Source organism: Prevotella conceptionensis 9403948 (assembly GCF_000312305.1).
Taxonomy (GTDB): domain Bacteria; phylum Bacteroidota; class Bacteroidia; order Bacteroidales; family Bacteroidaceae; genus Prevotella; species Prevotella conceptionensis.
Window position 1 is genome coordinate 309284 of sequence record NZ_HE999443.1, and the last position, 21614, is coordinate 330897.

Here is a 21614-nt window from a genome sequence, read left to right on the forward strand (position 1 = left end):
GGTGATGGCCTCGTTGTCGTAAGCACTGTAACAGTTCATCACCGAGCCGGGAAGGGTGCGCGAGATGACGTGGGCGAAGGGCCGAACGAAGACATCGAGCAGTTCGCGACGGCCGCCTTTCACCGATGCGAGGTTTAGTCCGCCCTGTGGAGTGCCGTGCGCCACAAAATGTTTCAGCGTAGGAATGCACCCCGTTTGCTGAATGCCCGTGGCGTAGGCCAAGCCCATTTGTGCCACAAGCAGGCGGTCTTCGCCGAAAGTTTCTTCCACCCGGCCCCACCGAAGTTCGCGTGCAAGGTCGAGATCGGGTGCAAGTACCTGCCTTGCACCAATGGCGCGCATCTCTTGGCCCACGTGTTGGGCCATGCGTTGGATAAGCGGGGGATTGAAAGTTGCGCCTTGCGCAATGGCTTGGGGGAAGATGGTGCAGCCGTCTTGTACGGCTCCGTGTATGCCTTCGAGCACGGAAATGAGCGGAATGCCCAGCCTTGTGCTGTCCATAGCGTGGCGTTGGATGGTGGAAACGGCCGCTAGATATTGCGCCGAGGAGTAGGGGAAGGCCTCGAAACAGCCGAAACTAAGTCCGCCGGTGTGGTTGGCGCGCAGCTTAGAGAGGTTAACGGCACCGTTGTCGTTATAGTGCTTGGCGTGTATGTGGCGTGTTTGGGCCAGTTTTTCGTCGAGGGTCATCCGCGGTAGCAGGTCGGCAAGTCGCGTTTCAACGTCTAAACTGGCGTTAAGATAGGGCGGAACGATGGTTTGCAACACGCGTTGGGCCATCTGCACGGCATCGCCTTGGGGCGTGGTGTGGATGGGTTGGGGCGTGTTGGCCCAGCGTTTCTCCATGTCGAAGAAGTTGATGGTGGGCGGATTGCCTGTGTTGACGGTGGCTTGCAGCGCGCGGAAGAAGGCTTGCCAGCGCGGAAGGTAATAGCTGGAGAGCATGCCCGCCCACTCTTTGTTGGCGTAATCGTGCACCTTTGTGACGGGGTCGTCGGGTCCCCAATAGCTAATCAGGGTTTGTGCATTGTGCAAGCACAGCTGGCGGTCGGCCTCGTTGGGGGCATATTGCGTGGCTTGTTGCAGCCAGTTGCCCAGCAAGAAGTGGCGATTGGTTTGCAGCAGACTGTCTTGCAGCATGATGAGGTGTTCAAAACGGCGTGTGGCCTGTTGCAGTTGCTCGGCGTTCTTCTGCTCGTAGGCTTGTACCACGTTGGCGTAAACCGTGCGGGCGTAGTTGGCTAGCGACTGTCGGGCCAGGTCTACAAGGTCGTATTGGTATGTTTCGCTAGCTTTTAGCTTTGGGGCGGCCTTTAAGAAGAGGCCCAGAGCGCGGTAAAGGTCGGCCGGTTGGTATTGCATTTGCTTGGGTCCCCATGTGGAAACGCTGGTTACGCGTAGCGATGGGCGGGCGCAAAACACCGACTCGAACGTTCCTTCGCCCTTAATGGCAAACTCGCCATAAACGGATTTGAGCATGATGCGCCATGCCGCGAGTAGGTCGGGATGAACCTCTCCGTAGCGATAGCCAAGGTATTGCACCAGCATACTGTCTACATCGGGCGTTGTGGTGTGCCAAGCTGTCTTTAAAGCCAAATCGTACACCACGGGATTTGTGCCTATTCCCTCGGGCAGGATGCCTATTCCTTGCATCACACTGTCTACTGTGAGGGCCAAGGCGCGGTGTGGTTCGGTTACGACAACGGGCAATTGTCCGCCCATGTCGGTCTTTCCGCCGAAGTGGTTGACGCTACCCCAAAGCCAAGGTGTGCCCCCAAACTCGTCGGAACTTTCCCACGAGGCGGCAATTTCGCCGCTGAGGTTCACCAAGAGGGTGTGTTGCTTGTTGAGGGCACGCAGCAATTGGGGCGAGGGATTTTTGTTCCAACCCTGCAACACCCATTTGGCACGAGGGAAAAAACGTAGCATTTGGCGTTGAACTTGTGCGGCAACGCTGCCCACATCTACGCCCGTGGTTATGCCCCCTTCGTGAAAAAGGTCGCCGCCAAGAAACTCGAAGTCGGTCCCGAAAAGTTTCGTTAGACTTTGATAATAGGCCTCGGCCACCTTTTCGAACACGCCATCGCCATTGGGCAACAGCACGGCGGGCCGCTGAAAGCTGCCCCATTTGCCTTGTTCGATGATGCGCGCTTGCGGGAAACGCTCTTTAAAGAAGGTGGGAACGATGCCTGGAAACCCCTGCACCACGGGTTGTATGCCTAGTTGGCGCATGCGTTGTAGCATCTGTCGTTGCTGTTGCAGGCGCAGGGCGATGAGGCTTTCGCTCATTGGTCCGCCCCAACCTTCGAGGTTTCCCATCAGCCACCAGGCGGTGTAAGCCGGTCCGGGGATGAAACGTTGAATGTCTTTCTGCCCAAAGCCAAGCGTTTTAAGCGTTTCGGTCCATACTGCCTCCATGCCCAAAGGGGCCAGCATGAGGTTCACGCCGTTAAGTGCCATCCAATCTAATTCCCACTCGAAGTCGGGCCAACGATAAAAGGCGTAACTGTAATTATAGGTGCAGTAGTTAAGGGCGTATCGGTATTTAAAAGGTGTGGTGCGCCTAACGGTGCCTTGTATGGGCACTAGGCGGAAGTGGGTGGGCAGGTTGTTGCCGCATCGGGAGATGCTGATGTGGCAGTAGTGGTTGAGGTAATGGTTCAGTGCAACGGCTGCTGCCGAGGGCGAAGTGGCTTTCACCACCAGGCGCTTGCCTTGCGTTTGCAGTTCGAAAGCCTCTTGGTTTGTGCCAGTGAGGGGCTGAAACGCCACCTTGCCAACCATAAACGGAAAGCGGCGAGCCACCAGTTGGTGCACGCCGCCGTATGTGGCAGCCTCGACATGTATGCTGAATGAGCAGGCTACCAATATAATAAGGAGTGAGTTTATGAGCTTTGGGGTTTTTGAGTTCATGAGTTCATGAGTTGGTGGGTTTATGGGTTGGTGAGTTTAGGAGCTTTTGAGTTGGCGAGTTTTGAGTTTATAAGTTCAGAAACAGAGCGGCTCAAAGGTTGATAAACTCTTACCTCACAAACTAAAAACGAACATCTACAAACACGGGAAAATGGTCGCTTACCGTTCGTGTTTCGGTTACTTTCCCATTTATTTCGAGCTGCTTTACCACGGCCGTTTGAACCACTTTCACCGCGCTCTTGTGTGCCTTGTCAACGAGGATGTAGTCGATTGTTTCGTTGGGTTGGTCGGGTATGCTCCCCGAACGCGCGCTAATTATTTCAAATGACCGCTCTATGATGGGGAAAGCAGTCTGTTCGGGTTTCCACGAAGGCGAGTCGTTAAGGTCGCCTGCGAAGAAAACGGGCTGTGTGGCGAGCGTGGTTAACTCGTGGTTGACGATGTCGGCACTGGCTTTTCGGGCCGTGACGTCTAGGTCGAGATGGGTGCCTAGCAGGGCAAATCGCGGGAAGGTAAGCACCATCAGCGCACGAGTTTCTTTACCAGGCAACGCTATTTTCTTGATGGATGTGGGCTGCATGGCACGTTTGTACAGCACGCCTGGCCCTATTTTGCCATTCGAATAAGGGGCGGCCGAGCCGAAAAAGAGGTCGTAGTCTAGGCCTGTGGCGCGGCGAATGTCGTCGAGAAGGTAGCGTTTGTTGCGTTCGGTTGTGCCGCTGTCCAACTCTTGAATCACCACCACGTCGGGGTTTAGTGCCTTAATCACTTGGGCGAAGGCCACAGTATGTTCGTCAGAGAAGGTCTTGCTGGCGGTGTTGCTCTTGCAATAGAAACAGTTGTAGGTCATTATGCGCACGTTGCCTTCTGCCTTGGCGTACTTATAATCTTCGTTTTTCGGCTTTGGCTGGTAGTCGGGGATGTGTCCCGGCGTGTCTTTTCCGCCACAACCCATGATGGGAAGTGAGGCGACAAAGAGCGATGCGGCAACGATAAGGGTGCTGAATATAGGTTTCATAAGCTATGAATGTATTTAAGAACCTCACCCCCTGCCCCCTCTCCAAAGGGGAGAGGGGAGTGAGATGCTTTGTGGAAATGTGGTAAAGGCCTCACCCCCTGCCCCTCTCCAAAGGGGAGAGGGGAGTGAGATGCTTTGTGGATTAACAGGTGAAAGGGTGAAAAGGTGAAAGGGTGAAAAGGTGAAAAGGTGAAAGGGTGGAAAGGTGAAAAGGTGGAAGGGTGAAAGGGTGAAAAGATGGCTAACGCCCACTAACTCGTCAACTCTTTAACTTGTCCACTCTTTAACTTGTCCACTCGTCAACTGGTCAACCTATTAACTTGTCAACTTGTTAACTGGTCAATTCGTCAACTGGTCAACTTGTATACTCGTCAACCAAATTACCATCCTGGGTTTTGTTTTATCACTCCTCCATAAATTGTTATTTGGTCTTGTGGGATGGGATATAGGTAATCGCGGTCTTCGTTCCACTTGCGTTGGTTGTTGGCGATGTCGTGTACGATGATGTTACCACCATTGGCTCCGTTGGATACATGCAGGTTCACGCCAAGCTTTAAGAACTGTCTGATGCCAGCCACTTCGGCATTTGCCTTGATGTTGTCGATGTCTCCTTCATATATACAGACGTCTTCCGCATCGTTTACCCCATTGCCATTGAGGTCGCAAACAACGAAATGTTTGGTGTCATCGAGCTTTGGAATAACCATCCCTTTAAATTGTTGCTCGAAAGTTTTACCTGCTTTCCAACGCATAAGGTCGTCGTAGCGTAAACCCTCTGCCAGCAATTCGATGGTTCTTTCGCGCCTAATTTCCAGTATTACGCCCTTATTTGCGCCCGTAACGTTGGGATAACCCGTTTCGGCAGTTTCGAGATAGGGGTCGGGGGTGGCGTTGGCTGTAGCCAAATCGATGTTGGGCATGCCCACTCTATCCCGTATCAGCTTTACCGACTTGTCTAAATCTGCCTGCGTAAGCGTTCCCAATTCGGCTTTTGCCTCGGCAAAGTTAAGCATAACTTCGGACAAACGGAATAGCGGAATGTCGTTTTGCGACTTGTTATAGCCGTCTGATGCAGCGGTTGAAACCCACTTGATGATTTGATAACCCGTTGTTGCAGCAGCAAAGCTAACGGGTGTAACCGTTGTTTGGCCTATTCGCTTGTAGCCGGGCGTTACGATAGTTTGTGCCAATCGCGGGTCGCGGTTCTGCATTTCTTCGTAAAATTGCATCTTATCGTAGTCGGCTTGGTCGGTAAAACGCGACCCATCTTTCAACAGATAGCTGTCAACCACTTTCTTGTTTAGGCCAGGTGCAGAGCCGCCACCGAGGAAATAGAGGTTGGCTGAATGCACGATGCTTAGCCCGCTGAAATAGTTTCGGGCGAGAATAACTTCTTCAGTCTTGGCCTTGTCTGCGGCAAAGAGGTCGCGATAGGGTTGTTCGCCAGCTGCGTAGATGGTGTATTGTCGGCTGTCCATGAGCGTTTCGGCAGCCGATGCGGCAGTGGCGAGATAGCTTTCGTAGCCCGATACGCCATGATATTTGCGCCAAGTACCCTCATAGAGGCATACCCTAGACTTCAAAGCCAGTGCAGCCCACTTTGTAACGCGATAGAGATTTTTTGCCGTCGGCAGGTTGTCGATGGCGTAATCTAAGTCGGCTATGATGTTGCTCATCAGTTCGTTGCGTGGTGTGCGCGGTGAATACAGGCGGTCGTCGGTAGACGATAGCACATCGCTGAACCAGGGAACTTCGCCAAATCGTTTCACCTTATTATAATAGAAGTAGGCTCTGAAAAACCTTGCAACACCCTCGTACTCCTTGCGAGCGGCCTCATCGCCACATCGCGAGCAGTCTTTCAGAAAGCTGTTGATGTTGGCCAGCTGTTTCCAACCCCATCCGCCACCGCTTTGTGGTACACTTCTCGTGCCCAAAACTTCGGGCAATAGCGTTGTGGGTATGATGATGTCGGCCGTTTCCGAGTATAGGTTTTCGGCCGTAGGGAAGTCGGCATAGAAGCCATTGGTAAACACTTCTAGCTCCTTGCGGTTGTTGTAATAGTTTTGGTCTGCCAGCTTGTCTAGCGGCTCTAGGTCCAAGCTGCAGCTTGTAAGCAATGCGGCCGTGGCCAGGCATTGTGCTAATAATATTTTTTTCATGACTGTTTGCGCTTAGAATGAAACATCAAGTCCGAAGGAGAATGTCTTTGAGAAGGGATATACACGTCCGTTCGAGTCGTACGTCATTTGCTCTGGGTCTAGGTAATCGCTCTTCAGCTTGCTGGTGATGAAGATGTTTTCGCCGCTGAAATAAACGCGTACCTTTTCCAGGTAAGCTTTCTTTGTGAGCGACTTTGGCAGCGTATAGCCAAAGGTTAGGTTCTTCAAACGGCAGTAAGCAAGGTCTTGCAGGTACCTGTCGTTAGGCTTGCTCATGGCGAGTTCGCGTGCCAGGTCGGCAACGGGACGTGGGAAATATGCGCCGCGATTGTTTGTCGACCACACTTTGGCAGGAAAATCCTTGGGGATGAATGAGCTGTAAGGGCGTGCATACGGCCCCCAGAACATCATGTTGTTGCCGCCAGGGTATATGTTTTGTTTGCCGATGCCTTGCCAGAACATTGAAAAGTCGAAACCCATCCAGGCCATGTTAACCGTGATGCCATAGTGATAGCGCGGAGTTGAATTGCCTATGCGAACCAAGTCGCCATGATTGTCAAGCGTTCCTTTGCCAATGTTAATCTTCTTGCTGTCGTCAACATCGTCGAAGATAAGGTCGCCCGCCTTATCTGTGAACCTCGAACCAAGGAAAGATTGGTCTACGCCACGGTCAATTGCCTCTTGATCGTTTTGGTAAATGCCCTTAATGCGGAATCCCCAAATCTCTCCCCATTCCATTCCTTCGTAGTCTTGGCCGAGCACTTTCGACTCGTTGCCCTTGAATTTGGTTATTTTCGTCTTGCTGTCGGCCAGCGTTAGGTTAACGCCGTAGTAGAAAGGCTTGCCTGCAAGGTTAAACTTGTCGTTCCATCCTACCACCAATTCAAATCCGTTGGTGCGCAGTTCGCCGTTGTTTTCGTACGGCGCATTGTAGCCGTATACGGCAGGGAGTGCTCTCGCTGCGGCCAACATGTCTTTGGTTGTACGACGATAAACGTCGAGTGCAAGCGAAAGGCGGTTGTTGAAAAGGCCAACGTCGAGACCAACGTTTTGCGTAACGATGGTTTCCCACGTCAACGAGCCCGATGTGGGATCGCCCAGCGAGGCGTAAGTGGCCTGCGTGTTGTCGAATATGTAATTGAGTGTGGTGGTGTTGGCCAATGATATCAGGCGCATGTAGGGGTAGAATGTGTTCTTATTGAACTTTGCGCTGTTGTCTGTTATTTGGTTTCCCAGTGAGCCAAGCGATGCGCGTAGTTTCAAATTGCTAACCACGGGACGCACGGGGGCAAAGAACGCTTCTTCGCTAATGCGCCACCCCAAAGCCACAGAGGGGAAGAAACCCCAGCGATGATTGCGTGGGAAACGCGACGTTCCGTCGTAACGCATGTTGGCCTCAACAAGATAACGCCCGTTATAATCGTAACTAAGGCGGGCGAAGTAGCCCATCAATGCGAACTCGTTCTGTGATGATTTTACACTTTTAGCTCCTGTGGAGAGTGCAAGGTCGTTGAGTACGTCAGACGTCAAGTCCTCTCCCGCAGGCTCTACAAACTTGTAATGTCCTCTTTCGTAGTTGCTGCCCACCACAGCACTCACGTTATGAACGTCGGCAAAGGTGCGGTGGAAGTTGGCATAAAGGTCGTACACATAGTTCTCGTATGTGTCGCGCCCGTCTTTCAGCTTGTTGTTGAATGGCCATCCGCTAGCCGTTAGCACCTCGTTGGGGCGTATGGCATATTGTATGTTGGCAGCGCGGGCTTGTTTCTCTTTTGCGTAGTTGCGGTAAGTTAACTTACCCGTTATCTCCAAGCCCTCCATCACTTTGAGCACGGCTCCGATAGCGTAGGTTTGCTCGGTTTTGCCAACTTGCGTAAAGCCGTTGCCTGTGCGCAGCATGGCGGCAAAGCCGTCTGCGGGTTTGTCTTTGCTGTTTGGAAGAAGGTAGACATTTGTTCCGTCTGGATTTACAGGAACAATCCAGGGCATGGCATGAAAGACAAGGTTGCCCACGTTGCCGCCGCCTTCGTAGTCGTAGCCTGCTTGCTTATACTTCGACTTGAAAAGCGAGGCGGTGCTGAAGACCCTTAGCCACGGCGTTACTTCGGCATTGAATTTGGCCATAAGTGTGCGCGTGGAGTACTTGTCTGTGCTGAGGGCGTACAGTCCGTCGTGGTCGTTCATGCCGCCGCTAATCATATAATTCATCTTGTCTGTGCCGCCACTTACGTTTAGGTTGTGGTTCCACGTGGGTTGCGAAAAATCGAAGATGTAGTTGTACCAATCGAAATTGCCGTAATAATGGTAGCGACCATCCTGCGGGTCGACAACAACCCACGGCCTTGCAGGATTTTCCGTCGTGTCATAGCGGCGTTCTTCCAACATTTTGTAGTCGTCGGCGTTCAGTCCGGAGTAGCTGCTACCTGTTTTGGCCGTGTTAAACTCGTCTACCAGCCGTGCAACGTCATAGCCCACCGTCATGAAGTCGGTTTTGGTTGTGGGCGCCGAGAAACTGAAACGGCCATTGTAGTTGATGTGCGCTTGTCCGTCTTTGTTGCTCTTGGTGGTGATAAGCACCACGCCGAAACCGGCACGCGCACCATAGATGGCGGCCGAGGCGGCATCTTTAAGTACCGAAACACTCTCGATGTCGTTGGGGTTAATGCGGTCGATGCTGCCTTCTACACCATCGATGAGTACCAATGGTGCGCCAGAGTTGGTGAGTGAGGTTTTTCCGCGGATGTTCAACGTGGCAGATTCGCCAGGCGTACCCGTTCCAAAGCTGATGTTTAGGTTGGGTACCTGTCCCTGCAACATCTGTCCAAGGTTGGTAACAGGCCTGTCTTTCAACTCTTCCGCCCCAACTGTGCTCACTGCGCCGATGAGGTTGGCCTTCTTTTTGGTGCCATAGCCAATGACAACCACCTCGTCTAGTCCGCGAGTTTGTTCGTCTAGCGTTACGTGCATGCCCTCGGTGGGCTTTACCGTTTGTGGCTTAAAGCCCACATACGACACGGTGACGAGGTTTCCGGGTGTCAGTTCGAGGGCGAAGTCGCCGTTGATGTCGGTAATGGTACCGCCCGTTCCGCCTTTTTCGCTAATGGTTGCACCCACGATGGGTTCGCCCTTTGCGTCGCTCACGTTTCCTTTTATCCGGCGTTTCTGTCCCTTGTCGGGTTGGCCGGACTGCGCGTTTTTTACTTGTGCCAAGCTGATTTGGTTGCCTTGCGCCTTATATGCCAATCCCGTGGCGGCGCACATCTCGTCTAGAATTTGCAGTGCAGGTCGTCCGTCGAGGTTCACTCTCACCCTATTGGGCATCATCTTTTGCACCTCGGCGTTGTAAACGAACACGTAGTTGCTATTCTTCTCGATGTAGCTTAGTACGCTTTTCACCGTATACATGCTGTTGCCAGCCGTTAGGGCCGTTAGTTGCCCATGCCCTATGGCGGCCAATGTGGCCGAGGTTGAGGCCATACACGCCACGGGTGCAAGTAGCATGAGGGCCGATACGTAGCGTTGGGCTATGTGCCAACGCCAAGTCTTTATGTAAACGTTTTCTCTCATGGGTGTTGTATTAATGTCGTTATTGTAAATTCACTGATAGAAAGTTTAGGCGAAACCACCTATGTACCTATAAGGTGTGTTCCTATTAATAAAGTCGTAAGGAAAGGGGGAAATGTATAGGTGGAAGATGAAAAAAATGTCTCACCTCTCAATCACTTTCCAAGTGTAGAGGGGCGTGAATAGGGTAGGGCTGAACACTTCTTATTGCTATATAGCCAGAGGGCTTGAAACTGCAAATGTGGTGTTCGGGCTGCCGACAAATGGGGAAATTGGTTTCGCCCCGCACCAAAAGTAAGTGCCCTCTCTGTTCTCCGCAAGCGCTATATGGCGTACAGCCGCTTGGGGTTAAAGGCGCAACAGGGTGAAACGCGAATGCCCTGCACGCCTCGTTGCCCACTGTCATTATCACAGTATTGCTTTAAACTTGTTCGCATCATTGCGCCCAACATGTTTGGTTTTATCGCATGTGTCGGCGCATAGCCGCTGTTCTTATCTCGGAAAGCACCTGTTAACGATTTGTTAAAACGATAAATATATTTTACAAAACACGTTCTTTGGCCGAACCATTCTAGAAGAAAATAACCGCAAAAAAACATATAAAATGCGCCCAAACGATGATTTTTGGGCAATTTTTGAGTGCTTGCCCCCTCAGTTTTTGGCCATTTACTATGCTTTTGCATTTCTCTTTGAAGAAAAACTCTCCCAAATTTGCATCCGCAACGACAAGAAAACGGGGTCTAATTGCTAGTTGTTGCACTGCGTTTTGCCGCAAAACGCATCGCAATATGCACCAAAACGCAGTGCATTTTGCATCAAAACGCAGTGCAATATGCACCAAAATGCGAGGCGAAATGCAGCAAAAAGCGAGGCAAAATGCAGCAAAATATAAGGTAAGATGTAGCAAAGTGTAGTTAAAACTCATAGAAAGCAGCATTTTGCACGTTATTTATAGTCATTTTGATTACTTGGGGTGAAATGCTGCTTGGCGGATTTTGGCGGTGCATCGATTGATGTTTTGTACCCCTAATACATGCTAAAAGGCATGTTTTTGTGCCTTATTTATCGTAAATATCAATAAACCAGGCGGTTACAAACTTAAAAAATACGCGCGAAAATCCGACCAATGCCTGGAAATTTTACGGCGAGGATACTCATAATGTTAAATTTCGGTATAAATGTTTTACAATCTTATGGTTGTTATTCAGCAACATTGCGCGACTGTGTTGAATTTAATCCTTGTGCCTGTAAAAGAGCGCTTACACGGAATAACTTTTGGGGCGAATGATAATTTGAAAGGGGCTTGCTTTTCGAAAACGAAATCCGCAACGCCTATTGATGGGCATTGCGGATAGAGAAACCGAGCCGATTTGAAGTTTAACGGACAGCAATAATCTGTTTTAGTCTGATGTATGCAACGTGTTTCGGAGTAAATCTATGATACGTTGGTGATACATTCATGAGGATTTGTTTGGCCGTGGATAGCTAATTGGCTATCTTTGCCATGTGCGCAGAGTACCACAAATAATGATACAAAGGAAGTTATGTGGGACGGCGAAATTCATCTTAAAATGATGCGAGAACTTATAAAATGAATACAAAACTGAAAGATGATGTGCAACTCACACCCATTGAAGAGCTTATTAAAGAAGATTTTGGGGCTGAGGGGACAGTGGAACGGACTGCCTTTGAAACAGGCGTAGACGCTTTCATCCTTGGTGAGTGCCTGAAAGAAGAGCGTAAGAAATAAGGACTTACACAGGCACAGTTGGCAGCAAAGATTGGTACGAAGAAGAGTTATATCTCACGAATTGAAAATGGACATGCCGATGTGCAGCTGTCTACGTTGTTCCGAATCTTTGCAATACTGGGTAAACGGGTGTCCCTGTCGGTTTCGTAGGGGTGTGCTTTGCCCCTTTTTGCGCTCCAACACATCAAAAAAGCGACCCGCACAGCGGCCGACGTTCACGCCATTGTCTGCCAAGTGCGGGTCTGTGGAGCATGTTGCTCCATTTCTTGTGAGTGGTTGTTCTAGGAGTTAAGGAGTTATGGAGTTAAGGAGTTAAGCCAATGGCTTTGCAGGTTTTTAAAGGAGATTACAGGCTTGCCAGTTTACGATTTTCTCAGTATAACTTACAGTTCTGTTCAAAGACCTTTTACTTATCATCTTAATCACAAGAATTGTTTCCTTTTGATGTTCAAAGCTATTGGCTTAACTCCTTAACTCCATAACTCCTTAACTACAACCTGCGTGCTATCGTTACCACGCCATTTTTCACCATTGCTTCTGCTCCCGATATGTTGCAGAGACTTGCGAGCACATCTGCTAAGGGCGCAGCCGTAACCAGCTTGCCGTAGAGCCGTTCGTTGCGTAGGCCGTCTTGCACCTTAAAGCGCATGCCGTAATAGTTCTCCAAATAGTCGGTAACTTCTGATAAGCGCATACCCTGCATGGGCAACACCCCTTTCAGTCGGTCTACGTATGCGGCTGCGTTAACCTTTGTTTTCGATGCAAACTGCCCTTGGGCAATGTTAAGCCGTTCGTTGGGCAGCATGTTCACCTTATCTTTCGCAGTAGTGTTCACCTCAACGCGACCTTCGGCCAACACCACGCTGGCTTTATCTGCCGCATAGCTGTTAACGCAAAAGTGCGTGCCCAGCACGCGCACGTCGAACCCTTGGGCATGCACCACAAAGGGGCGGCTTTCTTCGTGGGCCACTTCAAAGTAGGCTTCACCTATTATATATATATCGCGCGTGTGCGCGCTAAAAGGTTTGGGGTACCTGATGTGGGTGCGCGAGTTGGCCGTCATGCGTGTGCCGTCGGGCAGGGTAAGGGTCAGGGTGTGCCCCGTTGGCACCGCCAGTTCTTGCATTACGCTTGCCGATGCGTTGGGGGTGTGTGCCGTTTGCTGCGCAATTGTGTTGCTGTTGCCTTGCAAATTAAGCCCCAACCACACGCCGCATGCCAGCAAAGGCACCATCACGGCAGCTGCCACGAGCCACCAACGCTTACTTCTTCGTGCCCTGTCGGTTTGAATTTTCTCGTAAACGCGCGCCATGATACGCTCGCCAACAACGTTGGTGGGCTCAGCCCGGCTGATGAAGTCTTGCAAAAGCAGGTCTTCTTCCGAACCGTCAAAGCGCATGTCGTGTATGTCCCTGTTCATGGGCAAAGTGTCTTATTCGTTTTTTAATGCGCCAGCTGCGGGTTTTGTGCGTCTTCTAAGTAGCTGTCTCAGTGTCTGCACGGCCAGTCCCACGTGGTAGTTAACCGTGGCGAGGGCTATACCCAGCATGTTGGCGATGTCTTGATAGGGCATTTTCTCTACCTTAGCCAAGAAAAACACGTACTTGCATTTGGGCGGCAAGGTGTCGATGGCAGCGTTGATGGCCGCCAACTCTTCGGCCGAGATAAGCGTATCGGCAGGCGTTTGCATGTCGGGGAAGGCGAAATCGCCCATGCCGAAGTGCTCCACGCTAATCTGTTTGGTGTAGTTTCGTTCGCGCCGCAGGTAGTCAACGCTCTTGTTATACACGATACGTGTTAGCCATGCGCGCACGTTTTGCAGTTGTGTTAGCTTTTTGCGCATGCGCCATGCCTCCAAAAAGGCATCGCTCACCACCTCTTCGGCCATCTCTCTGCAACCCAATATGCCGTAGGCGTGACAGTAGAGGGTGTTTGAGAAACGGCTGATAAACCCGTTGAAGGCCACTTGGCTCCCTTGCGAGATAAGCACCAGTTGTTGATATAGTTCTTCCATAGGTGGCGTGATGGGCGCATGCTATGCTTGCCCTTTATTATATAAGACGAGTGGTTTGGGGGTTGTTATAGGTTTAGTGGGGCAAATAAAGGATATTTAACAAAAGGCGTTGGGAAAGTAAGGTGGTTGGGCTAAGATAGCCAGCACGCCTATAACAACTAGAAGGCTTAGCGTGGCTAGTGATAAACAAGCAAATCGGGTTAACCAAACTAAGTGCAGTTTGGTTAACCCGATTTAGATTTAAGTAGCCATATCCTAGTTCCTTGTTGTGCTTACGTTCCTTCCTCAAACCATTCTTTGTCGGGCATGTAAGGCCCTGTGGCCTCCAACTTGCGTGTGCACATGGCGGCGGCAAACTTGCCCGACTCGGCATAGCTTAGGCCTTGGGCACGACAATAGAGGTAACCGGCTGAATAAGTGTCGCCACAGCCCGTGGCATCTACCAGCTTACGCGGTGGATAGGCAGGGATTTCGTAGAACGTTTGGTCGGCATAGATGAGCGAACCACCTCTGCCTAGGGTAATGACCACATCTTTAACGCCCCACGATGCAATTTGTTGAGCCACCGGACGCGGGTTGGTAAGCCCCGTTATCACCTCCATTTCGTGTTCGTTAAGTTTCAACGTGTGGGTGTGTTTCAAAATTTTGTGCTTCTCTTCCCAGTCTACGGCCACCACCTTTTGTCCACGCACCTCGCGCAAAAAGCCTTGTGCATCTATTGAAATGCGTCCGCGTGTAGACAGCTCGCGTACAAAATCGGCCGAGAAGTCGTCGTTGAGCAGTGAGCCTAGGTGGAAAACCTTGGCCTCGACACCGTTCATCTCGCTAATCTTAAAGGGTTCGCATTTGGACAACACCCGTTGTGTGCGTTTGTTTTGGTCGCCTTCGTAGCGGTTTTCGAAGTACACAGAGTTGTCGCAAGTATAAGCCAATACGTCAATTCGTTCGTCGCGCATGCGTTTCACCTCTTCAACATCATATCGTCCAAGCTTGGTTACCAACTGATAAGACACCTTACGGGGTAGGCGTGCTATGGCATACGAGAAGTAGAAGGATGTTCCGCCCGAGATAAACGCCTCGTGATGGGGCGTGATTATCTTGTCGCGCGTGATGTGTCCAATACAGCAAATGTCGTTCATTGTTAGAGATAGGAATTGTTTTAGGAAATTACATGGTGGGGGTAAGATGTTTCTACCCCAAGAGTTTGCGGCTGAGATAGCGTACGGGATACCAAACCGAGAGCCAACCCACGGCTATGACGGTGACGAAAATCCACGCCACATCGGTGTAGTGCACGCTTATGGGGTAGGCATTGACGATGAACGAGCCCTCGCTCTTGCCTAAACTCACCAGTCCGTATTGTTGTTGCAGCCAACAAAGCAGCAGTCCGAGGCCTACGCCCACCAGCGCGCCGACGGCCGAAATCATGCGACCTTCGAACAAGAAGATGCGTACAATCTGCTTGTCTGTTGCGCCAAGGTTGCGCAAAGTGGCCACATCGGCCTTCTTGTCGATGATGAGCATAGAGAGCGAACCCACAATGTTGAAACACGCCACTACCAAGATGAAGGTGAGGAAGATGTAGGCAATGGCCTTTTCTACGTTCATGATGCGGAACGTGTCTTCTTGTTGTTCGTATCGGTCGAGCACTTTGTACTTACTTCCTGCAATGGTTTGTATCTTCTTTTTCACCTCGTCGGTGTTGGCATTGGGCTTTAATTTCAACTCTAAGGCCGTAAGCATGCCTTGCATACCAAAGAGATTGCGGGCGAAAGAAACGGAAGTGAGGATGTAACGCTGGTCGTACTTGGCTTGTCTTACCGAGAATACCACGCCCGGCGAGAGCAACGAGTCGACAACGAAGCCCGAAGTGGGGTTGGAAATGTCGAATTGTCCCTCGCGGTTGGGTGCAAACACGCGCATAAAGCCGTTCCACCGTGCGCCCGTACCCAGCTGTTGGGCCAGTCTGATGCCCAACACGCCATATTGCAAGTTGGCTGCGCGCAAGGCGAATTCGCCGTCGCCGTATAGCAAATCGTTGATGCGCGTTAGCTGGGTGAAGTTGTCGTCAACGCCCTTGATGGTCACCATCGCTTGCTTGTCGCCGTAAAACACCAGGGCGTTATCCTCCACGCACTCGGTGGCAACGTCCACTTCGGGCAGTTGTTTTATCTGTGTGAGCACCGGATCGTCGGTTGGTGCGTCCTTTCCTTTGGCTGGCACCACCTCGATTTGCGGGTCGAAGGCGGTGAAGAGCGAGGCCACGAGGTCGTGAAAGCCGTTGAACACGCTCAACACGATGACCAAGGCCATCGTTGCAACAGCCACACCCACCACCGAGATGGCACTAATGACGTTGATGGCATTGGTGCTTTTCTTGGAGAGAAGGTAGCGGCGGGCAATGAAAAGAGATACGGCCATGAGCGGTTATTTTTTTAGTAGCTCGTCTATTCGTTCGATATAGTCGAGACTGTCGTCGATAAAGAAACGCAGTTCGGGTATGATGCGCAGCTGATTATGCACACGCGTACCCAACTCGTAGCGTATGGTTTTGGTGTTGCTTTCAATGTTTTTTGAGCAATTCTTCGCCTTTTTCTGAGGGGAAAACGCTGAGGTAGGCGGTGCAGATGCTCAGGTCGGGCGACACGCGTGTACGTGTTACGCTAACCATCACGCCGTGCATCAATCGCGTTTGTGATTGGAAAATAAGGCTCAACTCTTTTTGCAGAAGTCGTGCGATGCGGTTTTGTCTTGTTTCTTGCATAGTGGGGTGGGGTGTTTAGAGTGATGTGCGTGGCTTATTCCAAGCTAACGTGTTGGCAGTCTATTTGTTCGTGCAGAAATATCTGCGCATTCTCTTTGAACTTGTCTTTGTTCTCGGTGGTGAGGTAGCGTGCCGTTCCATGTTTGGTGCAAAGCGCGTCTATCTCTGGGTGTCGTTGTAGATATTGCTGCAAGCTGTTGGCTACATACTCGCCTTGTGGCACGATGCGCACGCCAGGCGGCACGTGTTTCACGATGCTGTTCATCAGTAGGGGGTAGTGGGTGCAGCCAAGCACGATGGCATCTATCTGCGGATCGGTACGCAAAAGGCCGTCGATGCGTTTCTTTACGAAGTAGTCGGCACCGGGACTATCGGCCTCGTTCGCCTCTACTATGGCTGCCCACAGCGGACAAGCCATGCCTTGCACGGCAATGTCGGGGAATAGCTTTTGTATCTCCAAGCGATAGCTGTCGCTCTTGATGGTGCCTTCGGTGGCTAATATGCCCACGTGGCGGGTGTTGGTGAGGTTGCCGATGCTCTCGGCCGTTGGTCGGATGATGCCCAGCACGCGACGTTTGGCATCGAGCTTGGGTAGGTCGCGCTGTTGAATGGAACGCAGGGCTTTTGCCGATGCCGTGTTGCAACCTATTATGATAAGGTGACAACCTTGTTCGAAGAGCTTGACCACGGCTTGGCGCGTGAACTGATACACCACCTCGAACGAACGCGGACCGTAGGGCGCACGGGCGTTGTCGCCCAAGTAGAGATAATCGTACTGGGGCAATAGTTGCCTGATTCCGTGCAGGATTGTTAGTCCGCCGTAGCCCGAATCGAACACGCCGATGGGGCCTGCTTGCTGTGGAAAGTTGTTCATACGCTGTTGGTGGAGGCGGCCGTCGGGCGTCGAAGTGACGCCCATGGGCCATAAGGATGTTGCCTAAGCAACGTGTGCATCACTTCAACTCGGCGCTGATGGCGGCCGAAACGTTTTCGCCCAATGCGGGATTGAGGTAGGGCGCAGCGTTGTTGTCGGTGTTCAGGATGAAGGCCAAGCCCTTTTGTTCGCCCACTTTGGCCACGGCTTGGTTAAGCCTGGCTTTCAATGGAGCCATTGCCTCGGTCTCGGCTTTCTGCAACAGGCGTGCTGCCTCTTGCTTGAAGGCCACGTTCTTCTCCATCAGCTCTTGCAATTCGGCTTGACGTTTCATGCGAATGGCTGGTGCAAAATCTTTCAGTCCATCGAGAAAAGCCTCGTATTTGAGGTTGAACTCGTCGGTGGCGCGTTTCATTTCGGCTTGATACTTGCCGCGAAGGGTCTCGATGTTCTGCTGAATGGTTGCGTAATCGGGGGCCGACTGCAACACGTCTTGATAGCTAAAATAGCCAAATCGCAGTGTGGCAGCACGCTCTGAGGGTGCATTTTGTGTTTGTGCGGTTGCATCTTGTGCGCCAGTTGTGAGGGCTGCCAGGAGCATTAGGGCCGCAAAAATAGTTTTTTTCATATCGTTTGGTTGGTGTTTTCGCCCCTTTTGGGACATCTGTTAGTATGGCGATGCGCTATATCGGCTGTGCTTATCGGCATGGATACACCTTATAATATATATGCGGGCGCATTCGCGAAAAGGCTGAAACCCGCGTTTGGCCACGACAAGAAACGAGGTCAAACACGGGCATCAGTGCTTTAAGAGGTTGTGAAGGCATGGCCGTTCGGGGCGTTCGCCGTAGACGATGTGCCGGCAGAACGGCTTTGCGTAGGCTTTCCTCTGCCCTGGTTTGTTTGCCAAAGTGCGCGATGCGCAGTCTGTTATAGGGCTTTGAGGGGCGCTTTACTTCATTTTGTTGAGCTGTGCTTTCACTTCTGCCGTTACGTCTTTGCTAAGCGTATCGCTGATGTAGGGGATGCCGGCCGATACGTCCATGATGTAGACGTAGCCGCCTGCCTTGCCCACAGCCTTAATGGCATCTACCAGCTTACCCGTGATGGGGCCCATCTTCTCTTGCTGAGCCTTTTGCAAAGACTGTTGGTTGTCTTGATAGGTTTGCTGAATTTTCTGGTACATCTGCTGCAAGCTAGCCTCCGTTTCTTGTTGCTTGGTGGCGTTCATCGTGCTCTTGGTCTTCTCGTACTCATCGCTTTTGCGTTTCAGTTCTTCTTGCATGGCGGTGAGTTCGTTTTCGTATTTCTTGGCCGAAGCCTCGATGTCGCCCTTAGCTTTTAAGAATTCGGGCATGGATGCCATCACTTCTTGGGCGTTAACATGTCCGAATTTCTGTGCGAACATGGCCATTGGGGCGAAAAGCATCAGCATAAAAACTAGTTTCTTCATTGTTATAATTGTTTAATATGTTAATATTCGGGTTTATGAGTTGGTGCGTTTAGAGTTGGTGGGTTGGTGAGTTTGAAGTTTATGAGTTTGATGTTTTGAAGTGATAAGGGTTTGTGAATGGCGGAAAGCAACATGGGGCTGGGATGTCAAGTAGCTAGCCTCGTTCATCAGTTCGGTTTGCGTGAGATGCTAAAAGATATGGCCACCCCCTCTACCGCTCATCCTCTTTGCTACTTCTTACATCCTCTTTCCTACGTATTTCCTCCTCCTTACTCCTTACTACATTCTACTTACTACATATTACTTACTCCTTCCTACTTTCTCCATCCTACTAACCTCACTAATTGGAATAGCCCAAACGTCCCAGCACTTCGTTGCTGATGTCTATCTTGGGCGACCCAAAGATGATGCCCGTATCGCTTGCCCTATCCAGCACTAGCGAGTAACCGCGCTGTTCCGAGAGTTCTTTTACAGCGTTATACACGGCCTCTTGTATGGGGGCAATCAGGCTTTCGCGCTTTTTGTAGAGTTCGCCTTCGGGCCCAAAGTATTTCTTTTTAAGCTCTCCGGCATCCTTTTCTTTCTTCATAATGGCCTCTTGTTTGGCCTTACGTTGCTCTTGCGAGAGGAAAACCACCTCGTTTTGGTAGTTTTTGTACATCGTTGCCGCTTCGTTCGAGAGTGCCTCAACCTCTGCTTGCCACTTCTTCGACACTTGGTTGAGTTGCTCGTTGGCGCGCTCGTAGGCAGGAATGTTCTTCATGATGTATTCCATGTCGATGAGCGCGAACTTCTGCGCGTTGGCTGCCAGCGACACAACGGCCACAAGGCAGGTGATGATAAGTTTCTTCATAAGCTCTCCTCTTTAATTTGTTATTGTCAGCAAAAGGGGCGATGGCTGGCCAAAATGGGTTTGGCCCAGCCATGTTCCCCAATATGTTTTAGACGTATACGGCGTTAAAAGGTTTAGAACTCTTGTCCTAAGATAAAGTGGAACTGGCTGCCACCCTTCGTTCCGTACACCTTGTCGAAACCGTAAGCCCAGTCTATACCCATAAGTCCCACCATAGGAAGGAATATGCGTACACCCAAGCCTGCACTGCGTTTGAGTTGTAGGGGGTTGAACTTGCGGGTGTCGGTCCATGCGTTACCTGCTTCGGCGAAACCCAAACCATAGATGGTGGTGTTGCCCAGCATAAAGGGATAGCGCAGTTCGAGTGCCATGCGCGTATAGGCGTAACCTTCGGCACCGTATGGCGTAAGCGAACCGTTTTCGTATCCGCGCAAGCCGATGGTTTCTTCGGCATAGCCCGTTGAATAGCCGCTCATACCGTCGCCACCCATGTAATAGGTCTCGAAAGGCGACTTCTTATTGCTGTTGTAGGCGCCCAACAGACCGAATTCAACGCGCGACATCAGCACAAAACACTTCTGTCCGCCCGAAAGGGCCGTGTAAGTTTTAGACTTAAACTTCCACTTGTGATACTCAACCCAGCGATATTTCTCCTGTTGTTCCTTGGCGAATGTGGGCGATTTGGGGTCGTTGGCCAGGTTGCGATAGTCTTTGCCGTCCCACTTAGACCAAGGTGGAGTTACTGTAACCGATGCCATGAACTCCGAACCCTTGCGGGGGAACATGGGATTGTCCGTAGAACTGCGGCTAAGCGTAAGCCCAAGGTTGATGTTGTTGGCGTTGCCGTTGCTCATAATGAAGTAGCGCCAGTTCTTCAACATGTATCTTGTGTACGAAAGGTCCATCGACAGCACGAAGTAATCGTCGGGCCAACGCAACCTCTTGCCCCATCCCACAGATGCGCCAAGCATCTGTATGTACTGGTTGGGGTCGTAATAGTTCTCGTAATTGTTGTAATAGCTGCGCCCGTAGCCGTTCATCGAGTTGTAATAAGCGTAGCGGGCACTGTTGTTGTAATAGTTGCTGTTTACGCCTGTCTGCTTAGAGTAGAACACGCTGACGTTGAATTGCAACGGGCGTTTGCCTCCAAGCCAAGCCGTTGAGTAGCTGGCGTTGTACGATTGATAGTACTTACCATTGGTTTGTGCGCCCAACGATAGTGTCTCGCCATCGCCAATGGGCAGCAGTCCGCGGCGCTCCTTGTTCTTGCCAAAGAGGTTGCGCATGGAGAAGTTGTTGAGCTTAAGGCCAATCTTACCGATAACGCCCGTCTGTCCCCAACCTAGTGAGAACTCAATTTGGTCGTTGCTCTTCTGCTCCAAGTTCCAGTTTATGTCCACCGTTCCGTCTTCGTAGTTGGGACGAACGTCGGGATTAACCTTCTCAGCATCGAAGTGTCCCATCGTAGCCAATTCACGAGCCGAGCGTTGCAGCGACTCCTTGGAGAACAAGTCGCCCGGCTTTGTGCGCAATTCGCGGCGCACAACGTTCTCGTAAAGGCGGTCGTTACCATTGATGCGCACCTTGTTCAGGTGTGCCTGTTGGCCTTCAACGATGCGCATTTCAAGGTCGATAGAGTCGCCAACGATGTTCATTTCGGTGGGTTGCAGGTTATAAAACAAGTAGCCGTGGTTCCAATATTGGTTTCCAACCGCATCTTCGTCTTCCGTTAAGCGTTTGTTCAGCAGCTTTTGGTCGTACACGTCGCCCTTCTTCATGCCCAGAAGTGCGTTGAGATAGTCGGTTGAATAAACGGTGTTTCCTACCCACGTGATGTTTCGCAGGTAGTATTTCTTACCCTCGTTCACCTTAATGTGTATGTTCACATGTTTCTCGTCGGCGTTCCAAACGGTGTCTTCCAAGATGGTAGCATCGCGAAAGCCCAGCTCGTTATACTTCTCGATAAGTTTCTTTTTGTCGGCAGCCCAGCGTTCGGGGGTAAACTTCTTGGCCTTGAACAGGCTCGAAAGCTTGCCGGCCTCGTGGGTCTTGGCGAACGCGCCCTTGCGCAAAAAGCCACCCTTAATTTTACTGCTAGACAATTGTGCGTTGCCTTCGATGATGATGTCTCGCACCTTCATCTTTTCTTTCTTGTCGATGATTACGTCGAGTATCACCTGGTTCTTGTTAGACACGTCGTCGCGTTGGCGAATTTCGATGTCGGCATTCTTAAAGCCTTTGTCGTCGAAATA

15 protein-coding genes and 2 pseudogenes are annotated in these 21614 nt (G+C 51.1%); 2 read left to right on the plus strand and 15 right to left on the minus strand.

All coding sequences use genetic code 11. From position 1 onward, the window contains the following. The 5 genes from BN93_RS01075 to BN93_RS17850 form a co-directional block, all read right to left on the minus strand. Nucleotides 1–2913, minus strand: a 2913-nt coding sequence (locus BN93_RS01075) for an alpha-N-acetylglucosaminidase TIM-barrel domain-containing protein (RefSeq protein WP_044259345.1), incomplete at its 3' end; no start/stop codon positions are given. 121 nt (nucleotides 2914–3034) lie between these two features. After that, complete coding sequence (locus BN93_RS01080) at nucleotides 3035–3931, minus strand: endonuclease/exonuclease/phosphatase family protein (protein WP_019186505.1); 897 nt, start codon at nucleotides 3929–3931, stop codon at nucleotides 3035–3037. A 380-nt stretch (nucleotides 3932–4311) separates the two neighbouring features. Beyond that, nucleotides 4312–6090 (minus strand): RagB/SusD family nutrient uptake outer membrane protein, encoded by a 1779-nt coding sequence (locus BN93_RS01085; protein WP_019186506.1) that lies wholly within the window; start codon nucleotides 6088–6090, stop codon nucleotides 4312–4314. 12 nt (nucleotides 6091–6102) lie between these two features. After that, the gene (locus tag BN93_RS01090) at nucleotides 6103–9657 is read right to left on the minus strand and encodes a SusC/RagA family TonB-linked outer membrane protein (RefSeq protein WP_019186507.1); all 3555 of its coding nucleotides are present in this window, start codon (nucleotides 9655–9657) and stop codon (nucleotides 6103–6105) included. Nucleotides 9658–9977: 320 nt separating this feature from the next. Next, nucleotides 9978–10337, minus strand: coding sequence for a hypothetical protein (locus BN93_RS17850; protein WP_198007482.1), 360 nt, complete (start codon nucleotides 10335–10337; stop codon nucleotides 9978–9980). 908 nt (nucleotides 10338–11245) lie between these two features. On the opposite strand from BN93_RS17850, the gene BN93_RS18315 reads away from it, so the two are divergent. Both BN93_RS18315 and BN93_RS18320 read left to right on the plus strand, forming a co-directional pair. After that, nucleotides 11246–11404: a hypothetical protein gene (locus BN93_RS18315; RefSeq protein ID WP_019186510.1), complete on the plus strand. Its 159-nt coding sequence runs from the start codon at nucleotides 11246–11248 to the stop codon at nucleotides 11402–11404. A 12-nt stretch (nucleotides 11405–11416) separates the two neighbouring features. Beyond that, nucleotides 11417–11554: pseudogene (locus BN93_RS18320) on the plus strand (helix-turn-helix domain-containing protein); the annotation flags it as partial. A 340-nt stretch (nucleotides 11555–11894) separates the two neighbouring features. Here the strand turns inward: BN93_RS18320 and BN93_RS01105 are convergent. The 10 genes and pseudogenes from BN93_RS01105 to BN93_RS01150 all read right to left on the minus strand — a co-directional run. Further along, nucleotides 11895–12824 carry a FecR family protein gene (locus BN93_RS01105; protein WP_019186511.1) on the minus strand — a complete coding sequence of 310 codons (930 nt, stop codon included), beginning with the start codon at nucleotides 12822–12824 and terminating at the stop codon, nucleotides 11895–11897. A gap of 12 nt (nucleotides 12825–12836) precedes the next feature. Next, complete coding sequence (locus tag BN93_RS01110; RefSeq protein ID WP_009230767.1) at nucleotides 12837–13418, minus strand: RNA polymerase sigma factor; 582 nt, start codon at nucleotides 13416–13418, stop codon at nucleotides 12837–12839. A gap of 272 nt (nucleotides 13419–13690) precedes the next feature. Then, entirely contained in the window at nucleotides 13691–14557 is an 867-nt protein-coding gene (locus tag BN93_RS01115) for a PfkB family carbohydrate kinase (protein ID WP_019186512.1), read from the minus strand. Nucleotides 14558–14609: 52 nt separating this feature from the next. Then, nucleotides 14610–15839 carry an FtsX-like permease family protein gene (locus tag BN93_RS01120; protein ID WP_019186513.1) on the minus strand — a complete coding sequence of 410 codons (1230 nt, stop codon included), beginning with the start codon at nucleotides 15837–15839 and terminating at the stop codon, nucleotides 14610–14612. A 6-nt stretch (nucleotides 15840–15845) separates the two neighbouring features. Next, nucleotides 15846–16182 (minus strand): annotated as a pseudogene (rbfA, locus tag BN93_RS01125) (30S ribosome-binding factor RbfA). 34 nt (nucleotides 16183–16216) lie between these two features. After that, on the minus strand, nucleotides 16217–17056 hold the full coding sequence (gene murI, locus BN93_RS01130; RefSeq protein WP_044259521.1) for a glutamate racemase: 840 nt from the start codon (nucleotides 17054–17056) through the stop codon (nucleotides 16217–16219). A gap of 79 nt (nucleotides 17057–17135) precedes the next feature. Next, on the minus strand, nucleotides 17136–17684 hold the full coding sequence (locus BN93_RS01135) for an OmpH family outer membrane protein (RefSeq protein ID WP_044259524.1): 549 nt from the start codon (nucleotides 17682–17684) through the stop codon (nucleotides 17136–17138). A 324-nt stretch (nucleotides 17685–18008) separates the two neighbouring features. Next, entirely contained in the window at nucleotides 18009–18509 is a 501-nt protein-coding gene (locus tag BN93_RS01140) for an OmpH family outer membrane protein (protein WP_019186516.1), read from the minus strand. 340 nt (nucleotides 18510–18849) lie between these two features. Further along, entirely contained in the window at nucleotides 18850–19362 is a 513-nt protein-coding gene (locus tag BN93_RS01145; protein WP_019186517.1) for an OmpH family outer membrane protein, read from the minus strand. Between the two features lie 113 nt (nucleotides 19363–19475). Beyond that, nucleotides 19476–21614: BamA/OMP85 family outer membrane protein (locus BN93_RS01150; protein WP_019186518.1), on the minus strand; the 2139-nt coding region annotated here is incomplete at its 5' end.

What these genes read in the sequence shown, in the direction of transcription:
- BN93_RS01080 (WP_019186505.1), bottom strand. Translation starts at nt 3,931, where the DNA reads ATGAAACCTATATTCAGCACCCTTATCGTTGCCGCATCGCTCTTTGTC.
- BN93_RS01085 (WP_019186506.1), bottom strand. Translation starts at nt 6,090, where the DNA reads ATGAAAAAAATATTATTAGCACAATGCCTGGCCACGGCCGCATTGCTT.
- BN93_RS01090 (WP_019186507.1), bottom strand. Translation starts at nt 9,657, where the DNA reads ATGAGAGAAAACGTTTACATAAAGACTTGGCGTTGGCACATAGCCCAA.
- BN93_RS17850 (WP_198007482.1), bottom strand. Translation starts at nt 10,337, where the DNA reads ATGCAAAAGCATAGTAAATGGCCAAAAACTGAGGGGGCAAGCACTCAA.
- BN93_RS18315 (WP_019186510.1), top strand. Translation starts at nt 11,246, where the DNA reads ATGAATACAAAACTGAAAGATGATGTGCAACTCACACCCATTGAAGAG.
- BN93_RS01105 (WP_019186511.1), bottom strand. Translation starts at nt 12,824, where the DNA reads ATGAACAGGGACATACACGACATGCGCTTTGACGGTTCGGAAGAAGAC.
- BN93_RS01110 (WP_009230767.1), bottom strand. Translation starts at nt 13,418, where the DNA reads ATGGAAGAACTATATCAACAACTGGTGCTTATCTCGCAAGGGAGCCAA.
- BN93_RS01115 (WP_019186512.1), bottom strand. Translation starts at nt 14,557, where the DNA reads ATGAACGACATTTGCTGTATTGGACACATCACGCGCGACAAGATAATC.
- BN93_RS01120 (WP_019186513.1), bottom strand. Translation starts at nt 15,839, where the DNA reads ATGGCCGTATCTCTTTTCATTGCCCGCCGCTACCTTCTCTCCAAGAAA.
- murI (WP_044259521.1), bottom strand. Translation starts at nt 17,056, where the DNA reads ATGAACAACTTTCCACAGCAAGCAGGCCCCATCGGCGTGTTCGATTCG.
- BN93_RS01135 (WP_044259524.1), bottom strand. Translation starts at nt 17,684, where the DNA reads ATGAAAAAAACTATTTTTGCGGCCCTAATGCTCCTGGCAGCCCTCACA.
- BN93_RS01140 (WP_019186516.1), bottom strand. Translation starts at nt 18,509, where the DNA reads ATGAAGAAACTAGTTTTTATGCTGATGCTTTTCGCCCCAATGGCCATG.
- BN93_RS01145 (WP_019186517.1), bottom strand. Translation starts at nt 19,362, where the DNA reads ATGAAGAAACTTATCATCACCTGCCTTGTGGCCGTTGTGTCGCTGGCA.